At 49.7% G+C, this 20,316-nt stretch carries 15 protein-coding genes and 1 other annotated feature; of the genes, 6 read left to right on the top strand and 9 right to left on the bottom strand.

Annotation, left to right across the window (positions count from 1 at the left end):
• Positions 1-63: 63 nt before the first annotated feature.
• From EJL91_RS00075 to EJL91_RS00060, 4 genes are read right to left on the bottom strand one after another with little or no spacing between them, the layout of a single operon-like run.
• On the bottom strand, positions 64-2,739 hold the full coding sequence (locus EJL91_RS00075; protein ID WP_125139941.1) for a coiled-coil domain-containing protein: 2,676 nt from the start codon (positions 2,737-2,739) through the stop codon (positions 64-66).
• Complete coding sequence (locus tag EJL91_RS00070) at positions 2,736-4,970, bottom strand: efflux RND transporter permease subunit (RefSeq protein WP_125139940.1); 2,235 nt, start codon at positions 4,968-4,970, stop codon at positions 2,736-2,738. The genes EJL91_RS00075 and EJL91_RS00070 overlap by 4 nt, the downstream gene beginning before the upstream one ends.
• A 19-nt stretch (positions 4,971-4,989) precedes the next feature.
• Positions 4,990-5,928, bottom strand: coding sequence for a cell surface protein (locus EJL91_RS00065; RefSeq protein WP_125139939.1), 939 nt, complete (start codon positions 5,926-5,928; stop codon positions 4,990-4,992).
• Complete coding sequence (locus tag EJL91_RS00060) at positions 5,921-6,607, bottom strand: cytidylate kinase-like family protein (RefSeq protein ID WP_125139938.1); 687 nt, start codon at positions 6,605-6,607, stop codon at positions 5,921-5,923. Before EJL91_RS00060 ends, EJL91_RS00065 begins: the two co-directional genes overlap by 8 nt.
• Before the next feature lie 240 nt (positions 6,608-6,847).
• On the opposite strand from EJL91_RS00060, the gene EJL91_RS00055 reads away from it, so the two are divergent.
• Both EJL91_RS00055 and EJL91_RS00050 read left to right on the top strand, forming a co-directional pair.
• Positions 6,848-7,441 carry a TetR/AcrR family transcriptional regulator gene (locus tag EJL91_RS00055; RefSeq protein WP_125139937.1) on the top strand — a complete coding sequence of 198 codons (594 nt, stop codon included), beginning with the start codon at positions 6,848-6,850 and terminating at the stop codon, positions 7,439-7,441.
• A gap of 201 nt (positions 7,442-7,642) precedes the next feature.
• A complete protein-coding gene (locus tag EJL91_RS00050) occupies positions 7,643-8,965 on the top strand; it encodes an acetyl-CoA hydrolase/transferase family protein (RefSeq protein ID WP_125139936.1) in 1,323 nt (440 codons plus the stop codon).
• A gap of 110 nt (positions 8,966-9,075) precedes the next feature.
• Here the strand turns inward: EJL91_RS00050 and EJL91_RS00045 are convergent, their stop codons facing one another.
• Positions 9,076-9,273 carry a hypothetical protein gene (locus tag EJL91_RS00045; protein ID WP_125139935.1) on the bottom strand — a complete coding sequence of 66 codons (198 nt, stop codon included), beginning with the start codon at positions 9,271-9,273 and terminating at the stop codon, positions 9,076-9,078.
• Positions 9,274-9,804: 531 nt separating this feature from the next.
• Between EJL91_RS00045 and EJL91_RS00040 the strand changes: the two genes are divergently transcribed.
• The 3 genes from EJL91_RS00040 to msrB all read left to right on the top strand — a co-directional run bounded on the left by EJL91_RS00040 (position 9,805) and on the right by msrB (position 12,480).
• Complete coding sequence (locus EJL91_RS00040; protein WP_125139934.1) at positions 9,805-10,296, top strand: zinc ribbon domain-containing protein; 492 nt, start codon at positions 9,805-9,807, stop codon at positions 10,294-10,296.
• Between the two features lie 11 nt (positions 10,297-10,307).
• The gene (locus EJL91_RS00035) at positions 10,308-11,291 is read left to right on the top strand and encodes a hypothetical protein (RefSeq protein ID WP_125139933.1); all 984 of its coding nucleotides are present in this window, start codon (positions 10,308-10,310) and stop codon (positions 11,289-11,291) included.
• 190 nt (positions 11,292-11,481) lie between these two features.
• Positions 11,482-12,480 carry a peptide-methionine (R)-S-oxide reductase MsrB gene (gene msrB / locus EJL91_RS00030; protein WP_125139932.1) on the top strand — a complete coding sequence of 333 codons (999 nt, stop codon included), beginning with the start codon at positions 11,482-11,484 and terminating at the stop codon, positions 12,478-12,480.
• Here msrB and EJL91_RS00025 read toward each other — a convergent pair.
• Positions 12,449-15,868, bottom strand: coding sequence for a UvrD-helicase domain-containing protein (locus EJL91_RS00025; RefSeq protein ID WP_125139931.1), 3,420 nt, complete (start codon positions 15,866-15,868; stop codon positions 12,449-12,451). The two genes, msrB and EJL91_RS00025, sit on opposite strands and share 32 nt — an antisense overlap.
• Before the next feature lie 128 nt (positions 15,869-15,996).
• On the opposite strand from EJL91_RS00025, the gene EJL91_RS00020 reads away from it, so the two are divergent.
• Positions 15,997-16,236, top strand: coding sequence for a DUF6774 domain-containing protein (locus EJL91_RS00020; RefSeq protein WP_125139930.1), 240 nt, complete (start codon positions 15,997-15,999; stop codon positions 16,234-16,236).
• A gap of 128 nt (positions 16,237-16,364) precedes the next feature.
• On the opposite strand, the gene EJL91_RS00015 is transcribed toward EJL91_RS00020, so the two are convergent.
• From EJL91_RS00015 to EJL91_RS00005, 3 genes are all read right to left on the bottom strand, one after another.
• Positions 16,365-19,004: a valine--tRNA ligase gene (locus tag EJL91_RS00015; protein WP_125139929.1), complete on the bottom strand. Its 2,640-nt coding sequence runs from the start codon at positions 19,002-19,004 to the stop codon at positions 16,365-16,367.
• 63 nt (positions 19,005-19,067) lie between these two features.
• A complete protein-coding gene (locus tag EJL91_RS00010; RefSeq protein ID WP_243125187.1) occupies positions 19,068-19,706 on the bottom strand; it encodes a hypothetical protein in 639 nt (212 codons plus the stop codon).
• Positions 19,707-19,727: 21 nt separating this feature from the next.
• Positions 19,728-19,919: a DUF6472 family protein gene (locus EJL91_RS00005; RefSeq protein ID WP_125139928.1), complete on the bottom strand. Its 192-nt coding sequence runs from the start codon at positions 19,917-19,919 to the stop codon at positions 19,728-19,730.
• 108 nt (positions 19,920-20,027) lie between these two features.
• Positions 20,028-20,265 (bottom strand) — a binding site (T-box leader).
• Between the last annotated feature and the right edge of the window lie 51 nt (positions 20,266-20,316).

Below are 20,316 nucleotides of genomic sequence, written 5' to 3'. Positions count from 1 at the left end.
CAAATTCTGCTTAAAAACCAACAGGAGGCATCCGTTTTCCGGCTGCCTCCCGCGCATCTTCTATTATCTGTTTGTAAAAATATCGATCACTGCATGGAATATTTTTGTAATCACTCTCCACATCCTGGTAAACGGGCCTGCTTCCTCGTTCTCCGCATCTTCCATATCGGAAATGTCGGTGGCTTCGTCGTCATCGTTTATTTCGTCTGTCCTGAGTATGATCTGCAGACTGTGGGGTGACGGGTTTTTAGAAGAGGTAAAGGAAATCTTATCGGCCTCCGGATCCATGTTCAGGAAGTTATTTTCATCCTCATACTTATCCAGCTGTTCGTCCAGAGTATCCTTCATTCCCTCGCTTGCCGTCCTCACCGATGTGATGCTGTCGAGCGTGGCCAGGCTCTTATCAAGCAGCCCCTGAAGGCCTTCCAGGCTGTTCTTCGTGCCTGCGTCGAGAGAATCGCCTGCGGCTATCATCGTGGAGTTGACAAGGCTCAGCATATCATGCGTGCTGCCCATTGCCCTGGTCAGGCGGTTCATCAGTTCCTGCGTGTCCGAAAGCGCATCCAGCATGGAGGGAACATAACTGTCCGTAGTGTCGATCAGGACTCTGGTGTCGTCTAAAAGATTGATCAGTTCATCCGTAACGCTTCTGAGAGCTGATACGGTGGATGCCGTCTTGGAACCGACATTCCCCACGTCGCTGCACACTGCATTAATCTTTCCAATTACCTGGCCCGCCGACTGCTGTACTGCCGTGCCGTCGCCAATCATGGCCTGGATTTTCTGGAGAATAGCTCCGGCCTCGGCCGGATAAGACGTTCCCGAAAGTGACTGGAGAACTTCCTCCACGTTGTCTGCGTAAGGATCCAGTTCTTCGCTCCATGTCTCAAAATCATCGTCACTTACACCGCCGCTTCCCGGAAGGCCGGAAGGGCCGCCCGAAAGCGCATTCATATCCGCTTCCGTTCCAAAAGCCTGAATGTCCGCCGCCGCGCCAAAAGCCTGAACATCTGCGTCCCCGCCGGAACCGGCTTCCGGAGTTTTTGTATCTTTTGGATCGGCTGCCGAATCTGCGCCGTCTGCAAAACCCGGCTTGTCGGCCGTACTTGATTTATCGGCCGTACTTGATTTATCAGCCGTATTGGATGTGCCGGACGACTCCGTTTTATCAGCTGTATCAGCCTCATTGGCAGAATTGGGAAGATCGGATGCATCTGCGTTATTTGCAGAGCCGGGGTTATCCGCAGCATCGTTTTTGTCGGCTGTTCCTGTATTATTGGCGGAACCGGAGTTATCCGCGGCTCCGTTTTTGTCGGCTGTTCCTGTATTATTGGCGGAACCGGAGTCATCCGCCGCGCTGTTTTTGTCGGCTGTCCCTGCATTATTGGCAGCGCCGGAGTTATCTACTGCACCGGAACTGTCAGAAGCGTCTTCTGCCTTTTTCTTTCTGTTATAACGGAAGGAATCCGCCGATTCCAGGCTTTCTTCCAGCTCCTCAAGGTCCGCGGCCGCCAGATTGTAAGCGCTTCCGCTTCCTCCCAGCTGTCCGCCCAGGATTTCAAGTATCTGCTGGATTTCCGCCGTCTGCTGGGTGATTGCGTCCGCCAGCTGCTTCTGCTCTTCCGGCGTAATTCCCTGGCTGATCCGATCCGATATGGAGTTTAAGGAGCTCTTAAGCCCGCCCAGGCGGTCGTACAGACGGTCCAGTTCATCCTGGGTGTCTTCCATCGTATTATAAATGGCATCCATATTTGCATTGATATCGGTTACCGCGCTTCTGGCTGTTTCCAGGTATGGAATCACCTTCGACGTCTGTTCCGTCACCGAGGCCAAATCATTCAGTGCCTGGGTGGAAAGGGCCTCAATCTGCTTTCTGTTTCCGTTTATCTGTCCTCTGGCATTGTCGAGGGAGTTCAGTCCGCCCCTGACCTGGGTTACATCGGTCTTCATGGCCTCCATCGAACGCAGCAGCTCATTCATGCTGTCGTACATTTTATCCCCATCTTCGCGCCAGGTATCCTTGGCCTCTTTTAAATCCTTAATGTTATTAAGCGCATCCACCGTACCAGGAACCATCATCATGACAACGCCGACGCTCTCATAGTTATCGGTTCCGATACGCACCGTATAGTCCCCGTCTTCACCCGGCAGCGCAGCAAACATAACCACCGTATTATTGCCGATTGACTGAAGCTGGGAGCCCGGGGCATCCACGCTGTAGCATTTCTCCATATCGACCGGGACCACCACGGTCAGAACCATATTGTTTTTATAGTAGGCTCTGGCATTTTTGTTGGCAAATGCCTTCACATTAATCTCTACCAGTCCCGATGCCCCGGCCAGCTTGGAGGCTTCAGCCTCCACACCGTTTAATTTGTAGGAAATGTCAAAGGTCCACGGAAGATCCACCGAACCCTCCGGCATTGTACACTGATAATAAAACCGTTTGTTTCCTTCCGGAAGCTGCCATGTGACGCTGCCGTCCCCGAGCTTTGGTTCCGTCTTATCCGTCATATTGACAACCTTGTCATAAATGCCGTAATCCGTGTACTGCTCCACACCGTTTGTGCTGCAGCCCTTCACAACGTTGACCGTTGTTGTTTTTCCATAGTAGTCCATATTGACATACATTGTCTCATCGACCTGAACACGGGGAGCCGCCGCCCTGACAGGTGACGCCACACTCATGGAAAGCGTGGCCGCCACCATCAATACTGCTGTTTTTCTTCTATGTCTCATGACTTTCGGGCCTCCTTACCATCTTCATCATCTCTGTCATTTTTTCTGGTTTTCGTCACTTTTCCCGCCAGCATTTTAAACCGCTCACGCCGTCTCATCCGTCTGCGTTCAAAGAATTTCCTGATTCTTTCAAACTCATTATCCATCAGGACATGGTCAAACAGAACGAGGAACGCCGGCATCAGCGTACATACAAGAATCATACTCATCCAGGCGCCTCTTCCTATCAGATGCCCCAGGTCGCCGATGGCGGCCACGGATGAAATGTTATAGAGTATATATCCCACAATCGTCAGAATGGAGCCGGATGTCAGAATGGCTGGAATACTCCTGTTCAGCGCCAGGATGGCCGCCTCCTTTTTTTCCGCCTCTTTTCTGCATTCCAGGTAGTTGTTCGTCGTCAGAATCGCATAGTCGACCGTGGCTCCCAGCTGGATACAGCTCACGATGATGTATCCCATAAATATCATCGTATCTCCCTTAATATAAGGAACCGCCATATTGATGAAAATCGCCACCTCGATGGGAATCATGATGATAACCGGGATGATAACCGATTTAAAGCTGAACATGACGACGAAAAAAACGCCCAGCAGGGATAAAATATTGACTCTGCTGTAATCCTTTGTAATTGTCGTCTCAATATCCTGTGTCGACGGCGTCGTTCCCACCAGGTAGGAATCTTCCGGGTAATATTTTTTAAGCAGACCCTGGATTTCGTCGGAGCACTGGTAAGCCAGTTTACTTTCACCTTTGCTTCTGACGTAAATCAGGATTCTGGAATAGTCGTTCTTATGTAACTGCTCCGTGATGCTCGCAGGAAGGAATTCTTCCGGAACGCCGTCCGGGAGAGACCCGGCCATGGAAGTCACGGATTTTGTATAGGGCAGCGCTTCCACATCATTGGTAAACGCTTTTTCATCGATCAGCGAGGTATTTGGCACCAGCGCCATCATCATATTGCTGCGCCCGAACTTCGAATTGATCAGCTGTTCATCGTCGTATACCTGTGTACCCTCGCTGGCGCCTACGGCGTCGTTGCCGAACAGGAAACTGTTCATATTCTGGGCCGTGTAGGCAGGGATGACGAAGATTGCCACAAAGATCAGGACTCCGTACCGTATGCGGTAAATCCCGCGGCTGAGTTTATCAAAACCCGGCATAAAAGAACGGTGGCCGGTCTTCTCGATCATCGGCGTCAGCCTCAGAATCATGGCCGGCATAAAGAATACAACGGTCAGAAGGCTGAATACAATTCCCTTCGCCAGTACAATGCCCATATCAAAGCCGATGTTGAACTTCATAAAGGTAAGCACGATAAATCCCACAATGGTTGTAAGGCTGCTGGCGAAAATGGAGTTCAGCGCTTCGTTGATGGCATTGGTCAGGGCCTTCATCTGATCGAGTCCCTTGTTTTTCTCCCTGGTAAATGCATGGATCAGGAAAATCGAGTAGTCCATGGATACCGCCAGCTGAAGTACAGCCGACACGCTGTTCGTCAGGAATGATATCTCTCCCAGAAAAATATTGGTGCCCTTATTAATCAGAATCGCCACTCCCATGACAATCAGATACAGCACCGGTTCAAACCAGGAGTTTGTGGTCAGGCAGAGGATAATGAAAATCATCAGCACGCCCAGCGAGAGAATCATCTTCATCTCCCTCGTCACATTCTCGGCAAGCGACTTGTTCTGTACCGCCATGCCTACATAATGTCCCTTTTCCCCGGTTATTTCTTTCATTGCGTCGATAGCCTTCGACGTCTTGCGGCTGGTATCTCCCTTATCAAACACGATATCCATAACCGCCGAACCGTCTTTGTAATAATCATCGATACTGCTGAAATTGATAAAGGCGTCTGCGGAAAAGACGTCTGTGCCGGTGTCCAGCCACATAATCTGGTCGACCCCGTCCACCTTTTCCAGCTTATCCTTGTACTGCTTTGCCTCGTAAAGCGTCACGTCATCTATCATGACTCTTCCTGTGCCCGGATATCCGAATTTTTCTTCCATCAGATCCAGGCCGGCTTTGGACTGGACCGTCTTCGGAAGATATCTGGTCAGGTCATAATTGATATTGACAAAGGGCGCGGCCAGCATGGAAAGGAGCACGGCCACCACAAATACTATCTCTATCATCCGGCTTCTCTCGATGATAAATACAGGAAGAGAGAAGGAACCCTTTTTTTCTTCAAGCTGTTTTCTTTTATCATGTAAAAATTTCAGTCTCATGTTTACCTGCTCCTGTCCGTCACCTCATGAAAACGACCATAAAATAATCTTTTCCATTGACCTTTTCATGGGCAATGCCCATCTCTTTATAGTAGACAGCCCGATCAGACCTCTTTTTTTCATCGCTGTCATGGCTCCTCAAAAGCTTTTCTTCCGCCGCATCGGCCCCGTCGCAATTCATCAGATAAACTTCCATAATCCGTCTGCCGCTGTTATATCCAATCGATTTCAGATAATCGGCCAGGGTTCCCTCATCCGGTATTTTCCCGCTTCCATAGCCCTTCGTCCTTGCCATAGCGAGACGGTGCTCCGCAATCTCCTGGAGCTTTCCGTTTATGATGTAACTTGCATCCTTGTCGTAATTCTTTTTATCATCCTCGTAATAGTCCTCTTCCTCATCGCCTTCGAACGAATCCTCTTTCAGCTCGTTTAAATTATCCGCAAGCGCCTGAAGCTCGGTATTGTAAAAGGCCACCGGATAGGCTCCGCCGCCTGTATTTTTCTCTTTTCTGGCGCTTGAAAAACTTCCGTCCGCATTAAAGGTATACTGTGTATCGTCTTTCCTGAGCGTGCTGTTCTGCATCGTGCCGTTGTCGCGGAAATAATAATGTTTTCCGTCAATGCTTCTCCAGCCCGTTGCCATCACTCCTGTCTCATCCAGGTAATACCAGGCGTCGCCTTCCATGATCCAGCCGGTCTGCCTGAATCCGTCGTCTCCGATTCTATACCAGTTTCCGTCGGACTGAATCCAACCCGGAGCCGCTGCCGCGCCGTCCTGCGTTATGTACATCCACCGGCCCTCGCCGTTCTGCTGAAAGCTTCCGCCATCCGCCAGCGCAGTCATTGCGGTTCCAAGGGTGAACGCCAGGCAGAAAGCCGCTTGTGCAAACATCTTTCTTTTTTTTATTTTCCCTGAATCTGTTTGATTATCACGATTTAATATCCTGTTCTTATCCATCTGCTCTCCCACTCTTTCTGCATTGTTCCTGCGGTTCTGCCGTATCCGGTGAAGAAAATTTCTCTTCCTCCCAGACGGCTTTTCTTTCCTCCACCAGAGCCCGGATCATCGCAGCCACTTCCCGTTCCGAGAAATGGCTGCTGTCGATCATCAGATCGTAGCTGCTCCTGTCTCCCCATTTCTTCTTTGTATAGTAGTTGTAATAATTCCGTCTGATTTTGTCTGCCTGACGAACCAGATAGAGCGCCTCCTCGTCATCGGTCTCATAGCGTTTTCCGACTTCCTGGACGCGTGATTGAAGCGGAGCGTAAATAAATACGGATATCAGCCCGTCACAATCCTCCAGCACCTTATCCGCACATCGTCCCACAATGACGCAGGAGCCTTTGTCTGCATATTTTTTAATCAGCCTGGACTGTATCGCAAAGAGTGTGTCATTCATCGGTTTTCCATAACCCGTAAACGGATTGGCCTTGGCAGGCACCTTGAACAGTAAGCGGTTGGCCTTCATCTCGTCGGCGTCCTCCAGCTCCTTTGTCTCAATTCCGCTGCAGCTGGCCGCCTCCTCTATTAAATGTCTGTCATAGCACGGAATCTCCAGTTCTTCCGCCAGCAGTTCCCCGATCCGCCTTCCGCCGCTGCCGAATTCCCTTCCTATGGAAATAACGATTTTTTTCATCTTTGTTCCTCCTAAGCAACATCAAATATGATAATTGACATTTGTTTATTTCTAAGCTATAATGCATTATACTAACTCATGGAGATTTATACAATAATCATTTTTTTACGCCTAATCTATTAAACGACACTTTTATTAAATATGTTCATTATGAATGATTTTTGTGCAAAATAGACAAAAACAGACATTTGTTAAAATGCCGGGCTGGATATCCCGGACTGCTGTAAAAGGAGAAACGTCATGAAAGAAGACAAAAAAGAGGAGATCGTTGACCGGCGAATCAGGAAGACCCGCCGTATGCTGAGAGAATGCCTGACCGCCCTGCTTAAAGAGAAACGGGTCCAGGATATTACGGTAAGAGAAATCGCCGATATGGCGGACATCAACCGAGGCACTTTTTATTTACACTATAAAGATGTATTCGATTTGATGGAACAGATTGAAAATGAACTGCTGAAAGATCTTGAGGATATGCTGAACCATCACCAGGCCCAGGATCTCCTGTCCCGCCCTTCGCTGATCTTTGCGGAGCTCTATCCCCTTGTGCAGGAGAATGCGGATATTGTCTCGATCCTAATCGGAGAAAACGGGGACCTGAATTTTGTAAACCGCCTCAAACATATCGTGCGTGAGAAATGCCTCAATGACTGGAAGGCCCTGAAGTCTCTGCGCAACGCTGATGCCTTTGACGCCTATTATTCCTTTATCGTGTCGGGCTGTATCGGAATGGTCCAGTATTGGCTGGGCACCGGTATGAAGGAGACCTCCGAGGAGCTTGCTTTTATGACGGAGGAAGTAATTCTGAATGGAATACGTGTCCTGGAGAAGGACTGATGCTGCAGGACGAACAGTATCAACACAAGTGATATGTTCCCTCCTGTGCTATGTTTCATATCTTGAAAAAAATATTGTTCTAAGTTATAATAAACGGGCGGCAATCTTGAACCCGCAGCGCCAGCCGCAAAGCTTTTTGCGGACTGGCGTTTTTATTGGATAACGTTATGCGCAAGAGAGATAAGGGAAGGAAACCAGACTATGTTAAATGATTACAGGAACAAATTTGTAACTCCGGAAGCTGCCGTGGCGAAAGCGGTCCGCTCCGGTGATTGGGTGGATTACGGTTTTGGCGCCGGATTTCCGGAGCTTTTGGACAAAGCGCTGGCCGGACGGAAAGAAGAATTAAAGGATGTAAAGATCCGCGGCGGCCTGGTGATCCGCCCCCGCATTGAGGTCGTGGAATGCGATCCGGAACAGAGTGCATTTACATATTACAGCTGGCATATCGGCGATTATGAGAGAAAGCTGCAGAGCCGCGGTTTATGCCGTTTTATCCCGATGATCCTGCGTTCACTGCCCGAGCTTTACCGCAATCACATCCGCGTCGACGTGGCTTTTGTGCCTGTTTCAGCGCCCGATGACAACGGTTACTGCGGACTTGGCATTTCAAACTATGCCTGGAGGACCATTTTTGAGAAGGCCCGGACCGTCGTGTTTGAGATTAACGAACACCTTCCGAGACTTCAGGGCGTGGACGGCTCCCACCGTGTCCATCTGTCCGAAGCGGATTTTATTGTTGAGGGAGAACATGAGCCTCTTCCTCTGCGAACCTACCGGGAACCGTCTCCCACCGACATTGAAATTGCCAGGAATGTCGTGAAGGAAATTCCGGACGGAGCCGTTCTCTCGCTCGGCGTAGGCGGCGTGCCGTTTACGGTTGCCAGGATGCTTGCCGAATCGGATCTGAAGGATCTGGGCTGCCATACGGGAACCATCAGCGATGCCTTCCTGGCGCTGTACAAAGCCGGCAAGCTGACTAATAAAAGGAAGGAATTTGATGCGGGTTACTCTACCTGGAATCTTGCGATGGGTTCACAGGAGCTGTATAACTGGCTTGATGAGGAACCGGAGCTCTTCCACCCGGGCGACGTGGACTACGTCCATTCCCCTGAGCGCATCAGCCGGATGAAGAATGTAATCAGCATCAACGGCGGCGTGGAACTCGACCTGATGGGCCAGGAAAATGCGGAATCGGCAGGCAGCCGCCAGCTCTCCGGCACAGGCGGGCAGCTCGACTTTCTGGAGGGCGCTTTCCGCTCCGAAGGCGGCAAAGGATTCATCTGCCTTGCCTCCACACATAAAAAGAAGGACGGGACCCTCAAATCCAATATTGTCCCCTTCGTCCCCGGCGGCAGCGTGGTATCGGCGCCCAGGAGCATGATTCAGTACGTGGCGACGGAATATGGCGTAGCAAAGCTGTCCGGCTTATCCCTGCGGGAGCGGGCCGAGGCAATGACTGCGATAGCGCATCCCGATTTCAGGGAAGAACTTATGAAGTATGCAAGAGAGAATCTTATGTAACAGACAAGGCCGGAAGCGGGAACAGACGGCCGGGAAATAAAGCAGCAGTCCAGATACTTCAAAAGGGCGAGGCCATTACCGGCCCTGCCCTTTTCTTTAAAACTCCGTTTTTACTCTGCTGCCGTCCCTGATCCCGGAATCGTACGGATCCGAGATAACCACATCCGTTCCGTCCGGCACCACCGCGATACGGGGACGGTCAGAACATTCTCTGCTTTTATTATCTGAAACGTCAAATCTGCCTGCTGCCCGGCTCCGAACCGTTCCATCAGGGCTATAGCGTCAGGCTCTTTGGGAACCAGCTCCACCTGGCAGCGGCTCTCTTCCAGTCCTGTGGATGAGATTGCTTTTCGGAAAGATCATAGAACTGTTCATTCATTTCAGGCTTCCTTTCTATAAAGGATAGGACGATATGTCATTTGACTGACTTGGTCAATTTAATTGTACTTCATTGACTATTTTTTACAAGGGGGTACCTGAAATTTTGTGGACACTGATTTTCATCTGCCGCCTCCAACCGTTTCTACTATTTTCTGTTTTTGTTTCATTTTTAATTATCTGATTTAAAATGTGGTTTATCACCCTATTGATGTGGTTTTAGCAATTTCTTCCATTTATTATATGTTTTTTGTTGGAATATGCAATATATTGTTGGACTTTTCTGTCGAATTGCGGTAGAATTTTATATGAGACTACCGGTGAAGTAAGCGTGAAAGTATCCAACGGTCCGCATGGCCTATATAACCGGGTATCGTATTTTTTAAGCCTCAAATCAAACGAATCGACTATGATTAGAACAGCCTTTGGCTTTTTAATAAAATACATAAAGGGGGATAAGTATGATTTGTCCATATTGTAACAACATGATGCCGGATGACAGCGTTTTCTGTTCTGAATGCGGAAAACGGCTTCAGCAGGAAGTCACAGAGCTAGTACAGGATAATATAATTTTATGTCCGGTCTGCGGAAGCGAAAATCAAAAGGGATCAAATTTCTGTACGAACTGCCGGTCTCCGCTTTCGGAATACGCCCTGCAAAAGCAAAGCCAGCAAAACGAACTGCAGGCCCGGAGCGCCCAGCTCAAAATGCAGGCAATGTCTCTGAAAGCCCAGCAGGAACAGCTTGAGCTGCAACAGCAGCAGTATGCCTCAATGGCAAAATGTCCGAAATGTGGTTCCACGTCCCTGTCCGGCAACAAAAAGGGATTTGGAATCGGGAAAGCGGTTGTCGGCGCAGCTTTAGTCGGCCCGCTTGGATTAGTTGCAGGCAACATCGGAGCAAAAAAAGTCCGTGTCACCTGTTTAAACTGTGGTAAAAAATTTATGTTATAGGGGGAAAAAGTATGTACTGTAGAAAATGTGGAGAGGAATTCCAGGGAAAATTTTGTCCAAATTGCGGAGAACCGGCCGGAGCCGTCCAATCTGCCGAACAAAAGGAAAAAGTGGCCGAGCCGGAGGACAGAACTGCTGGGCAAGAGAACAAAACGGGCGGTCAGGAGAACAAAACTGCCAAACAGGAGAACAGAGCGCCTATTTTAAACGGAGTAGATATGAGCGGGCCGCAGGCCGCCCCGCCTTTAAAAGAACCTTTTTATGCACAGAGCTGGTTTGTTGTCCTGATGATGTTCTGCTGCTGTTTCCCTGTGGGGCTGTTTCTAATGTGGAAATATAAGAAGTTCAGCAAGCCCGTGAGAATCGCCCTGACCATATTCTTTGCCATAGCTTTTATCATAGGCGTTGTGAATGGCCCAAATGCTTCCGGAACCGCCTCTGAACCGGCCGGCACAGAAGCTCAGGAATCTAAAACTTCCAGAACGGAAGATACCGACGCCGTTAAGACCGGATCTGCTGCATCTGAGGAAAGCACCGTTGCCGACAACCGGGACGCCGCTCTGGAGGCAGACAAGGAACTGTTTGATATCATCACAGCCGCCGAAGCCGATTATGCCACTCTCACCACTGTTATGGGAACCGAGGGAGTTTCCTTGGTAGACCTGTATGACACTGCAAAAACTGCCGAGAATAACTTTAGGATTTACTGGAGCAACATCAACTCTGTAAAATGCGACAACATAAAGGACTATAAGGATTCCGCCCAGAATTATATTACAAATATGCAGCTGATCGCTTCATCGGTAAAGAAATATATTGATAAACAGAATATGGATGATTTATCCGATGCAAAAGCCTGCATAGAAAATTCCCAGAACTATGCTATTATCGTAGTTGGTAAACGTTTAGAGTTTTTGACGGCTTCAGGGTTTACTGAAGCCGAAGCGATAAAGATACTGGCACCGGAAAGTGAAACTGAAACTGAAACTGAATAAATTAAATAATTCTTTTCCGAATGATTTCCACGGATTCTAAAACAGGGGCGGACTTTTTCTCAGATTGATTCACCGGTCAGAGAAAAGGTCCGTCTGTCTCTCATTGTATATTAATAAAATAGTAACAAATAAAATGGGTATTCTATCATTAAAATAGAATCGATATCGAAAAGAAAGTGAGGTTCTTCTCATGAATCCAGAACAAAACAAAAATTTCAGGGAAATCTACTTTGCAGGCGGCTGTTTTTGGGGCGTCGAAGAATATTTTTCCCGCATTCCCGGCGTCCAAGACTGTGTTTCCGGTTATGCCAACGGATATGGCGCTAATCCCTCCTATGAGGATGTCTGCTCCGGCATGACGGGGTTTGCGGAAACGGTCCTTGTCCGGTATAATCCCGACATTGTCACACTCCGCATTCTGACAGAACAGTATTTCAAGATTATCGATCCGCTCAGTCTGAACCGGCAGGGAAACGACATTGGAAGCCAGTACAGGACAGGTATTTTCTATACCGACGAGAAGGATACCGTAACCCTGCGGACCGTCATGGACACCGTACAAAAGGGCCTGCCTGCCCCTATGGCCGTAGAACTTGCTCCCCTGAATCATTTTTATCCTGCTGAAAGTTATCATCAGGACTACCTGAAGGTAAATCCAAACGGATATTGCCACATCCATTTCAATACACTTGACGATTTGACCGTAGGCTCCGACGGCAAAGTAAGAGTCCGTCTTTCGGAAGCGGCCCTGAAAGAAAAGCTGACCGTGGAGCAATACGAAGTGACCCAAAATTCCGCCACCGAAAGACCGTTCACCGGACAATACTATGACAATCATGAACCTGGCCTCTACGTGGATATTGTCACCGGTGAACCGCTTTTTGTCTCTTCCGATCAGTTTGATTCCGGCTGCGGCTGGCCAAGCTTTACAAAACCGGTCGATTCTTCGGCGGTTACGGAACTTACGGACACCAGCCATGGTATGAAACGCGTTGAGATACGCAGCCGGGAGGGCGATTCCCATCTGGGCCATGTTTTTCCGGACGGTCCCCTGGAAAAAGGCGGACTCCGCTACTGTATCAACAGCGCCTCTCTCCGTTTTATTCCCAAAGACAAGATGGAATCCGAGGGGTACGGCGCCTACCTTTCCCAGGTTATTATTTCTCCTTCATCCAGTCAAACAGACTGAGCTGCTGTCCGAAACCGGATTCCGCCCGTTTCGTTTTTCCTGCCTCTTCCCGTTTAAGACAGGTCTCCGGCAGGGCATTCAGGAACTCCGACTGCTCCTTTCCCGTTACCAGAATCAACTGCTCTTTCGCCCTGGTCATTCCCACATAAAAGAGACGGCGTTCCTCCTCTTCATCTGTCTCGTCCGCTTTTCCTGCCGGCTGCCGTTCCAGCGGAATCAGTCCCTTTCTGACTCCGCACAGAATCACAGCCGGAAATTCCAGGCCTTTTGAGGCATGAAGAGACATCAGTGTAACTGCGTCGGACCGGTACTGTTTTTTTCCCGGTCGGATCAATTCACCCTCCGTGCCAAAAGCCAGCGCCTCCATAAACTCCCTCATATTATGGTACATGAATGACAGCTGCCATAATTTTTCCATATTCTGGCTGCCGGACGTATCTCCATTCGGATTGCCTTCTGCCTCCCCGCCTGATTTCTGTATTCCCTTCTTATCGGCGCTCCGTCTCTTCCCCCGGTCATCGGCCTTTGCTGCAGTGATCCAGTGTTCCAGGATATCCGACGGTTTTCCTTTTTTCAAAAGCGGAAGGTAGTGTTCCGCTTCTCTGGCAAACCTTTCTTCCCGCTCTCCATCTCCCAGATCGTTCCACAAAAGACGGCGGCTGAGTCTGGCCGAGAACCGGTCTTCCGGATTTAGAAGACTCCTGAAAAAACTGATACTGCCCCTGACCTCAGGATCCGCTAAAAATGCGTCTCTTCCCGCCACCCGGTAAGGGATTCCTTCCTTTCGCAGACATTTTTCCAGAAGCGCCGCCTGGCGGTGGGTCCGATAAAGGACCGCGATATCGGAAAAACCGGTGAGGCGTCCCGTTATTCTCTTTTCCTGGGCATCCAGCATATCAATTCCGCCGACGAGACGGTTGATCTCCTTTGCAATGAAAATAGCCTCAGACATCGCACTTTCCGCTGTGACAAGGCGTATCTTCGCTCCCTCCCCGCATACGGGCTCCAGTCTTCTTTCCGGCCCGGGATTTTCCGAAATAACGGCCTGCGCCCCTTCCAGTATGGCAGGGACTGAACGGTAATTTACATTCAGGACAATATGAATTAAAGAGGGATGCTCTTTTTTCAAATACCCGAAGCAGGCGGCATCTGTTCCCCTGAATCCATAGATGGACTGATCCGGATCACCGATTACAAAAAGCTCCCTGCCGCCCCGGTTCCATACTCTGATGAGCTCAAACTGAACCGGATTAACATCCTGGAACTCATCCACCAGGAGGTAATTAAAACGCTGTTTTCTGATTTCATTCTTTTGCTCTGTTTTAAGAAGTTTTAACGTCTCAAGGAGCAGATCGTCAAAATCGCACGCCCCCTCTGCTATCAACCGCTTCTGATACTCCTGTGCAGCTTCATGAAAGGTCACTTCACTGCTGTTTTCCTCTGTAGCCGCGGTACTCCTAACTCCTTCCGCCGTGGAGGCCGGCGTTCTTCTTCCGGCGGGATCGAACAGTTCCATTCGCGACTTTTTCAGGGACAGCTGTCTTAAAAAGCCGGATGGCGAGAAATTTAAATTATATTCTCTTACAATATCCGCAGCCGTCTCTAAAAGCATCTCTTCCGGAGCCGGAATACGGTCAAAGCCATGTTTTTTCAGGAGTTCCAGGCAGAGGCCATGAAATGTCCCCACACTCAGCAGGCGGGTAATTCTTTTTCCTCCAACCTGTTTTTCCAGACGCTCCCTGAGCTCCGTCGCCGCCTTATTGGTAAATGTAACAGCCGTAATCTCGGACGGTTTTACACCGCGTTCCTCCAGAAGATAACCGATTCTGGACGTCAGGGTTCCCGTCTTTCCGGTTCCCGGACCGGCCGTAACCGCAATAGCGCGGGCCGGTATGGCGGCGGCTTCTCTCTGCTTTTCATTCAGATGAGCCAGGAAGGAATTTTTATTGGGTATGGAAGAGCCGGCCGGGCCGTTGTCCCTGTTTTCCACATTATCAGAACTCCCTGCCTCCTGCGGACACTCCAATTCAACCGACGCTGCCGTCTCTTTTACAGCATTATCTGTATCCGAATCTGCTCCTGCGCCCTTAGGTGCTGCAGCCAAGCTTTCCCGGGACGGCAGGAATAAGCTGATCTGCCCGTCCACATTCTCCAGTTCCCACGGTTCGAACAGCCGGATCGTTCCGTATTCTCCATCAAATCCCGGGTTCCGCAAGACACTTCCGCGGCGCAAACGGCTGATTCCCTCGGCAATCATGGTTCCGGCCGCCAATTTGATGTCTTCCTGCGGTACTTCCCTTAAAATAGAAAATTCATTTCCCAGTTTGGACAGAATATCCTGATACTGTCTCTGCACTTTGACACTGGCTGCTGTTTTTCCTGTGGATGCCGCTATTACCTCAGGCAGGGGTACCAGGCTTTCAAAAACTTTTCCGTCCGGCCGCACATAGCCCTCCGCCCGGTCGGCCAGCTCCTCCACTCTGTGCGAAACGCCGATGGTCAGTTTTTTCCCGCACACTGGGCACTTCCCCCCATACTTAATGGTCTCTGCCGGGCTTAAGCACAGATGGCATTTCCGATGCCCGTCCAGATGGTATTTCCCTTCCTCTGGAAAGAATTCAATCGTTCCCCGAAGGCCGTCTCCTGTATCAAGCGCCTTTTTGAGCGCCGGGTATGACAGCTGCGTATCAAGTAAATTGGCCTCCCGCCCCAGCTTGGCAGGCGAGTGGGCGTCCGAGTTAGATATAAGCTGATAGGAATCGAGAGCCGATAACCTCCAGTTCATCGGCGGATCGGAGGACAGCCCCGTCTCCAGCGCATGGATATGGGGCGTCAGATCTCCGAAACACTCTTCGATTGTATCAAAGCCGGAAAACGCCCCGAACAGCGAAAAATGAGGCGTCCAGATATGGGCCGGCACATAGACCGCATCCGGGCACACTTCCAGCATGATTTCCAGGAGATCGCGGCAGGGCAGCCCAAGGATCGGGCGTCCGTCGGAATGGATGTTTCCGATTTGTTCAAGCCTCGCGGACAAAAGCTCTGCCGTCTCCAGGTTTGGCAGCAGCAGAAGGCTGTGCACCTTTCTCACCCGCTCTCCCTGTTTATAAATCGAGCTTATCTCCCCCGTCACAACAAATCTTACTGCCTGCGAGTCATCCGTACTGTTATCATGAATTCTGTATTCCTCTTTTAAAGTGTACAGCCCCTCTTCCGCCGGAACCAGTTTTTCTTTCAATTCCTCGCGCCAGGACGGGTGCGTAAAATCTCCGGTTCCCAGAAGCTGTATTCCTTTTTTTCTCGCCCACAGCTCAAGCGCTTCCGGCGTGCAGTCATGGCTGGTGGCCCTTGAATAACGGGAATGGATGTGAAGATCTGCTATATACATTTTCATTTCTCCTTTGTATGCGGAAAATATCACCTTCTGTAGTATTGCTATCGATAGTATATCACAAAAACAGCCCGGCTCATTCTATTTTTTCTCCTCCGTTCATATCCTGAATTGAGGTGTCATTTATGCAATCTTGTGAATTCGCCATGACTGTAACCGCCCTGGCCTGCAATATCGCCAAGGGTAAAACTTCGGAGGAAATCGCCCTGTATGCCGCCCTTTTCTCCCAATTGGGGGACACCCTGGCTACCATCGATGCGCACCAGGTACTCTGTTCGCCGCCGGAGCGCAAGGAGACGCCGGAGAACAAAGAGGCGCAGGAATCCTCACCGAAAAAAAGTACGTCCGGCCAGAGCGTGTCTTAACATCTTTCCTGCCGGAAAAATAAGTTAAAACATGCTCTTAGCTTTCACCGCCGGTCCGCAGAAAAAAGGCTCCGGACCGTCAGATGGAAATTTTTCCGCATCCTCCGCTCCGGAGCCTTTTCTGATTCTTACTTTCTGAAATGATCCAGTCTTTCTTTCACCTGAGCCATCATCTGGGTGTACTTTTCAAGCTTCTCACGCTCTTCCGCAATCTTCGCCTCTGGCGCCTTGCTGACAAACTTTTCGTTATTCAGCATCCCGGTAACGCGTGCCAGCTCTTTTCCAAGCTTCTCTTCCTCTTTTTCCAGTCTTTCGATTTCCTTATCCAGATCCACAAGTTCTGCAAACGGCATATAAATCGTTGCCTGGGCCGTTACAGCCGATACCGCGTCATCCGCAATGCCTGTCTTATCCTTCTGGAGGACTACCTCGCCCGCATAGCCGAGTGTTGCAAAGAATACCCTGCTGTGTTCGAAAATGCCCAGAATTTCATCGCTGTCGGACACAACGTATACCTTTGCCTTTTTGCTCGGCGGAACGTTCATCGAAGTACGTACGTTTCTGATTGCGCGTACCGCTTCCTTGATTACCTCCACGGCCTTCTCCTCACCGGCGAAATTCCATTCTTCTTTATAAACCGGCCAGGCGGAAATCATGATGGACGGTTCCTCATCCTGGAGGTTGCAGAAAATCTCTTCCGTGATAAACGGCATGTATGGGTGAAGCAGCTTCAGGGAGTTGATTAATACGGTCTTGAGCGTCCACAGCGCCGCCGCTTTCGTCGTATCATTGTCATTCCAAAGCCTCGGTTTTACCATCTCAATATACCAGTCGCAGAATTCCTCCCAGACAAAGTCGTATACCTTCTGGAGCGCGATACCAAGCTCGTATTTATCCATGTTTTCGGTGACATCCTTAGAAAGGGTGTTTACCTTCGACAGTATCCAGCGGTCAGCCATTGTAAGGTCGCTTAAGCTCACATCGGCTGCCGGAGCTTTTTCAATATTCATCATGATGAAACGCGTTGCATTCCATATCTTATTTGCAAAGTTACGGCTTGCCTCCACTTTTTCCCAGTAGAAACGCATATCGTTGCCTGGTGCATTACCCGTCATCAGGGTCATACGCAGGGCATCGGCGCCGTACTTCTCGATTACCTCCAGCGGATCGATGCCGTTTCCAAGGGATTTGCTCATCTTGCGTCCCTGGGAGTCTCTTACCAGGCCGTGAATCAGTACGGTGTGGAACGGCTCTTTTCCCGTCTGCTCAATTCCTGAAAATACCATACGGATAACCCAGAAGAAAATGATATCGTATCCCGTTACCAGCACATCCGTCGGATAGAAATACTCATATTCCGGTGTTTTCTCCGGCCAGCCCAGAGTTGAAAACGGCCAGAGCGCGGAGGAAAACCAGGTGTCCAGCGTATCCTCATCCTGACGCAGATGGGCGCTGCCGCATTTCGGGCAGGCGTGAGGCGCTTCTTTCGCCACTACCATCTCACCGCATTCCTCACAGTAATATGCAGGGATTCTGTGTCCCCACCAAAGCTGTCTGGAAATGCACCAGTCGCGGATTCCCTCCAGCCAGTGGAGATAGGTCTTTCCAAAGCTCTCCGGAACGAATTTAAGACGTCCGGACTGCAATGCCTCAATCGCCGGTTTTGCCATTTCATCCATCTTTACGAACCACTGTGGTTTTACCATCGGTTCTACGGTCGTGCCGCAGCGGTCATGGGTTCCGACATTATGGGAATGCGGCACTACTTTTACAAGGAGTCCCTGCTCCTTAAGATCGGCTACGATTGCCTTTCTGGCTGCGTAACGATCCATTCCCTTATATTTACCCGGAGCGCTGATCGTAGCATCGTCGTTCATGATGCAGATTTCCTCCAGGTTGTGGCGTTTTCCTACTTCAAAGTCGTTCGGGTCATGGGCAGGCGTAATCTTTACACAGCCCGTACCAAACTCCCTGTCAACATATTCGTCCGCAACAACCGGAATTTCACGGCCGGTCAGAGGCAGTGTCAGCATCTTGCCGATCAGGTCTTTATATCTGTCGTCTTCCGGGTTTACAGCCACCGCCGTGTCACCTAACATCGTCTCGGGACGTGTGGTGGCAATTTCCACAAAACGGCCCTCTTCGCCTACGATCGGATAATTGATATGCCAGAAGAAGCCGTCCTGCTCCTCATGCTCTACCTCGGCATCGGAAATCGAAGTCTGGCAGATTGGGCACCAGTTGATGATTCGGGAACCTTTATAAATATAGCCTTTCTCATAAAGTTTTGTGAATACCTCTAAAACCGCGTCGGAGCAGCCCTCATCCATGGTGAAACGCTCTCTGTCCCAGTCGGCGGAGGAACCTAATTTATGGAGCTGGTTTACGATGCGGCTGCCATACTCTTCTTTCCACTCCCAGGCTTTCTCCAGGAATTTATCACGGCCCAGATCATGCTTGTCAATACCCTCGCTTTTCAGCTTATCGATCACCTTAACCTCTGTGGCGATCGCGGCATGGTCGGTTCCCGGCTGCCATAATGCCTCATATCCCTGCATTCTCTTGTAACGGATCAGGATATCCTGCATCGTGTTGTCCAGGGCGTGTCCCATATGGAGCTGTCCCGTGATGTTTGGCGGCGGCATTACGATGGTAAACGGCTTTTTGTCCTTATTTACTTTTGCATGGAAGTATTTGCTGTCCAGCCATTTCTGGTAGAGGCGTTCTTCAATGTCCGCCGGATTATAGGTTTTTTCGAGTTCTTTCATATGTGTCTCCTTTTCTCTTTTCTGTTCTTTTTCTTAAATCATTATTTTGTTTTATATCGGCGATTACGTCTGCTCTTTATCTATAAATGAAATCGATTCTATCACCTGCATCACTTCCTGTTTCAGAACCGTCTCCTGTTCTGCAGGAAAAGCCGCAGTGATGAGATATCCGTTTTCTCCGTCCGAGGCCAGATAAAGAAGCTGATACATTCTGTCTCCGCCTCCCGGCCCTGTCATTGTCATGCCGAGTCCCGCCAGCTCTTCGCTGACTTCACGGATATCCGTCTTTTTAATATCGGGATATTCTTCTTTTAAGGCCTCCACATAACCGTCTGCAAAAGATGTCTCAAAGTCAGCGATCATCTCCTTATTAAGGCCCTCTGCAGGAGAAAATGAAATATGGACGCTTCTGTCTTCCAGGAGACTGAGTTCCCATAACTCTCCGCTTCCCGTAGACTGCCATTTTGCTTCATCGGCCTTAACGGTAAACCTGCCGTCTCCGCTCAGATATACTCCGTTTTCCAGCGTTCCCGGCGTCTGCGCAGCAGCCATCTCTGTAGCGGCGCCGGTTTTGCGGCATGCCGCCAGCAGCATGGCTGTTATTACCATGAAAACTACAGCAGCAACGGCCATCCTGCCTGCTGTCACTGTTTTTCTTCCTGCTGTATTGCTGTTTTCAGCCATCCGGCGTTTTTCTGCCATCTGATGCCTCCTCGCCTGGTGTTACATCTGTTTCCTCACAATGCGGTATTCATCGTCTGTCTGGTAGTAAGGACATTCAAAACGGTGATTTCCGAGAAATGAAGCCATTTCATCTTCATCCAGATCCGCCTCACAGACGTAATAACCATAATCCTCATCGTAAATATAATTACCGCAGGATTCGCAGTTCTGCGGTCCTCCCTGTTTTTTCAAACCTCCACCTCCTTTTTGAAGCGCCTCGCGTGAGTGTGAATGACAACAAAAAGCACGTTTCACGAACTTTTTACTGTCAATCAAAAAAGCCCTCTGCACAATCATTATGCAAAGGGCGAAATATCTTCCGCGGTACCACCTGGCTTCTGCCGTATCCCATAGAACTCCGGCAATCTCGTTGAGTCTTTTAACGGTGACCGGCCGTGACTCCCTACTTGCGTTCCGCTTTGGGGAATCCCGCTCCGAAGCTACCTTCCATCCACACTTTCCCTGAACAGCCTCTCAACCAGTGGGCTGTCCTCTCTGTTGGGGTTATGCATGTACTCCTCTTCTTCACAGCATTTTCCTATATATTATGATATCATAGTGGTTTTTGGGTGGATTGTCAAGGTTTAAT

Source organism: Clostridium transplantifaecale, assembly GCF_900626075.1.
Taxonomy (GTDB): domain Bacteria; phylum Bacillota; class Clostridia; order Lachnospirales; family Lachnospiraceae; genus Otoolea; species Otoolea transplantifaecalis.
Note: the sequence above shows the minus strand (reverse complement) of the source record. Positions and strands in the feature narration are given on the sequence as shown.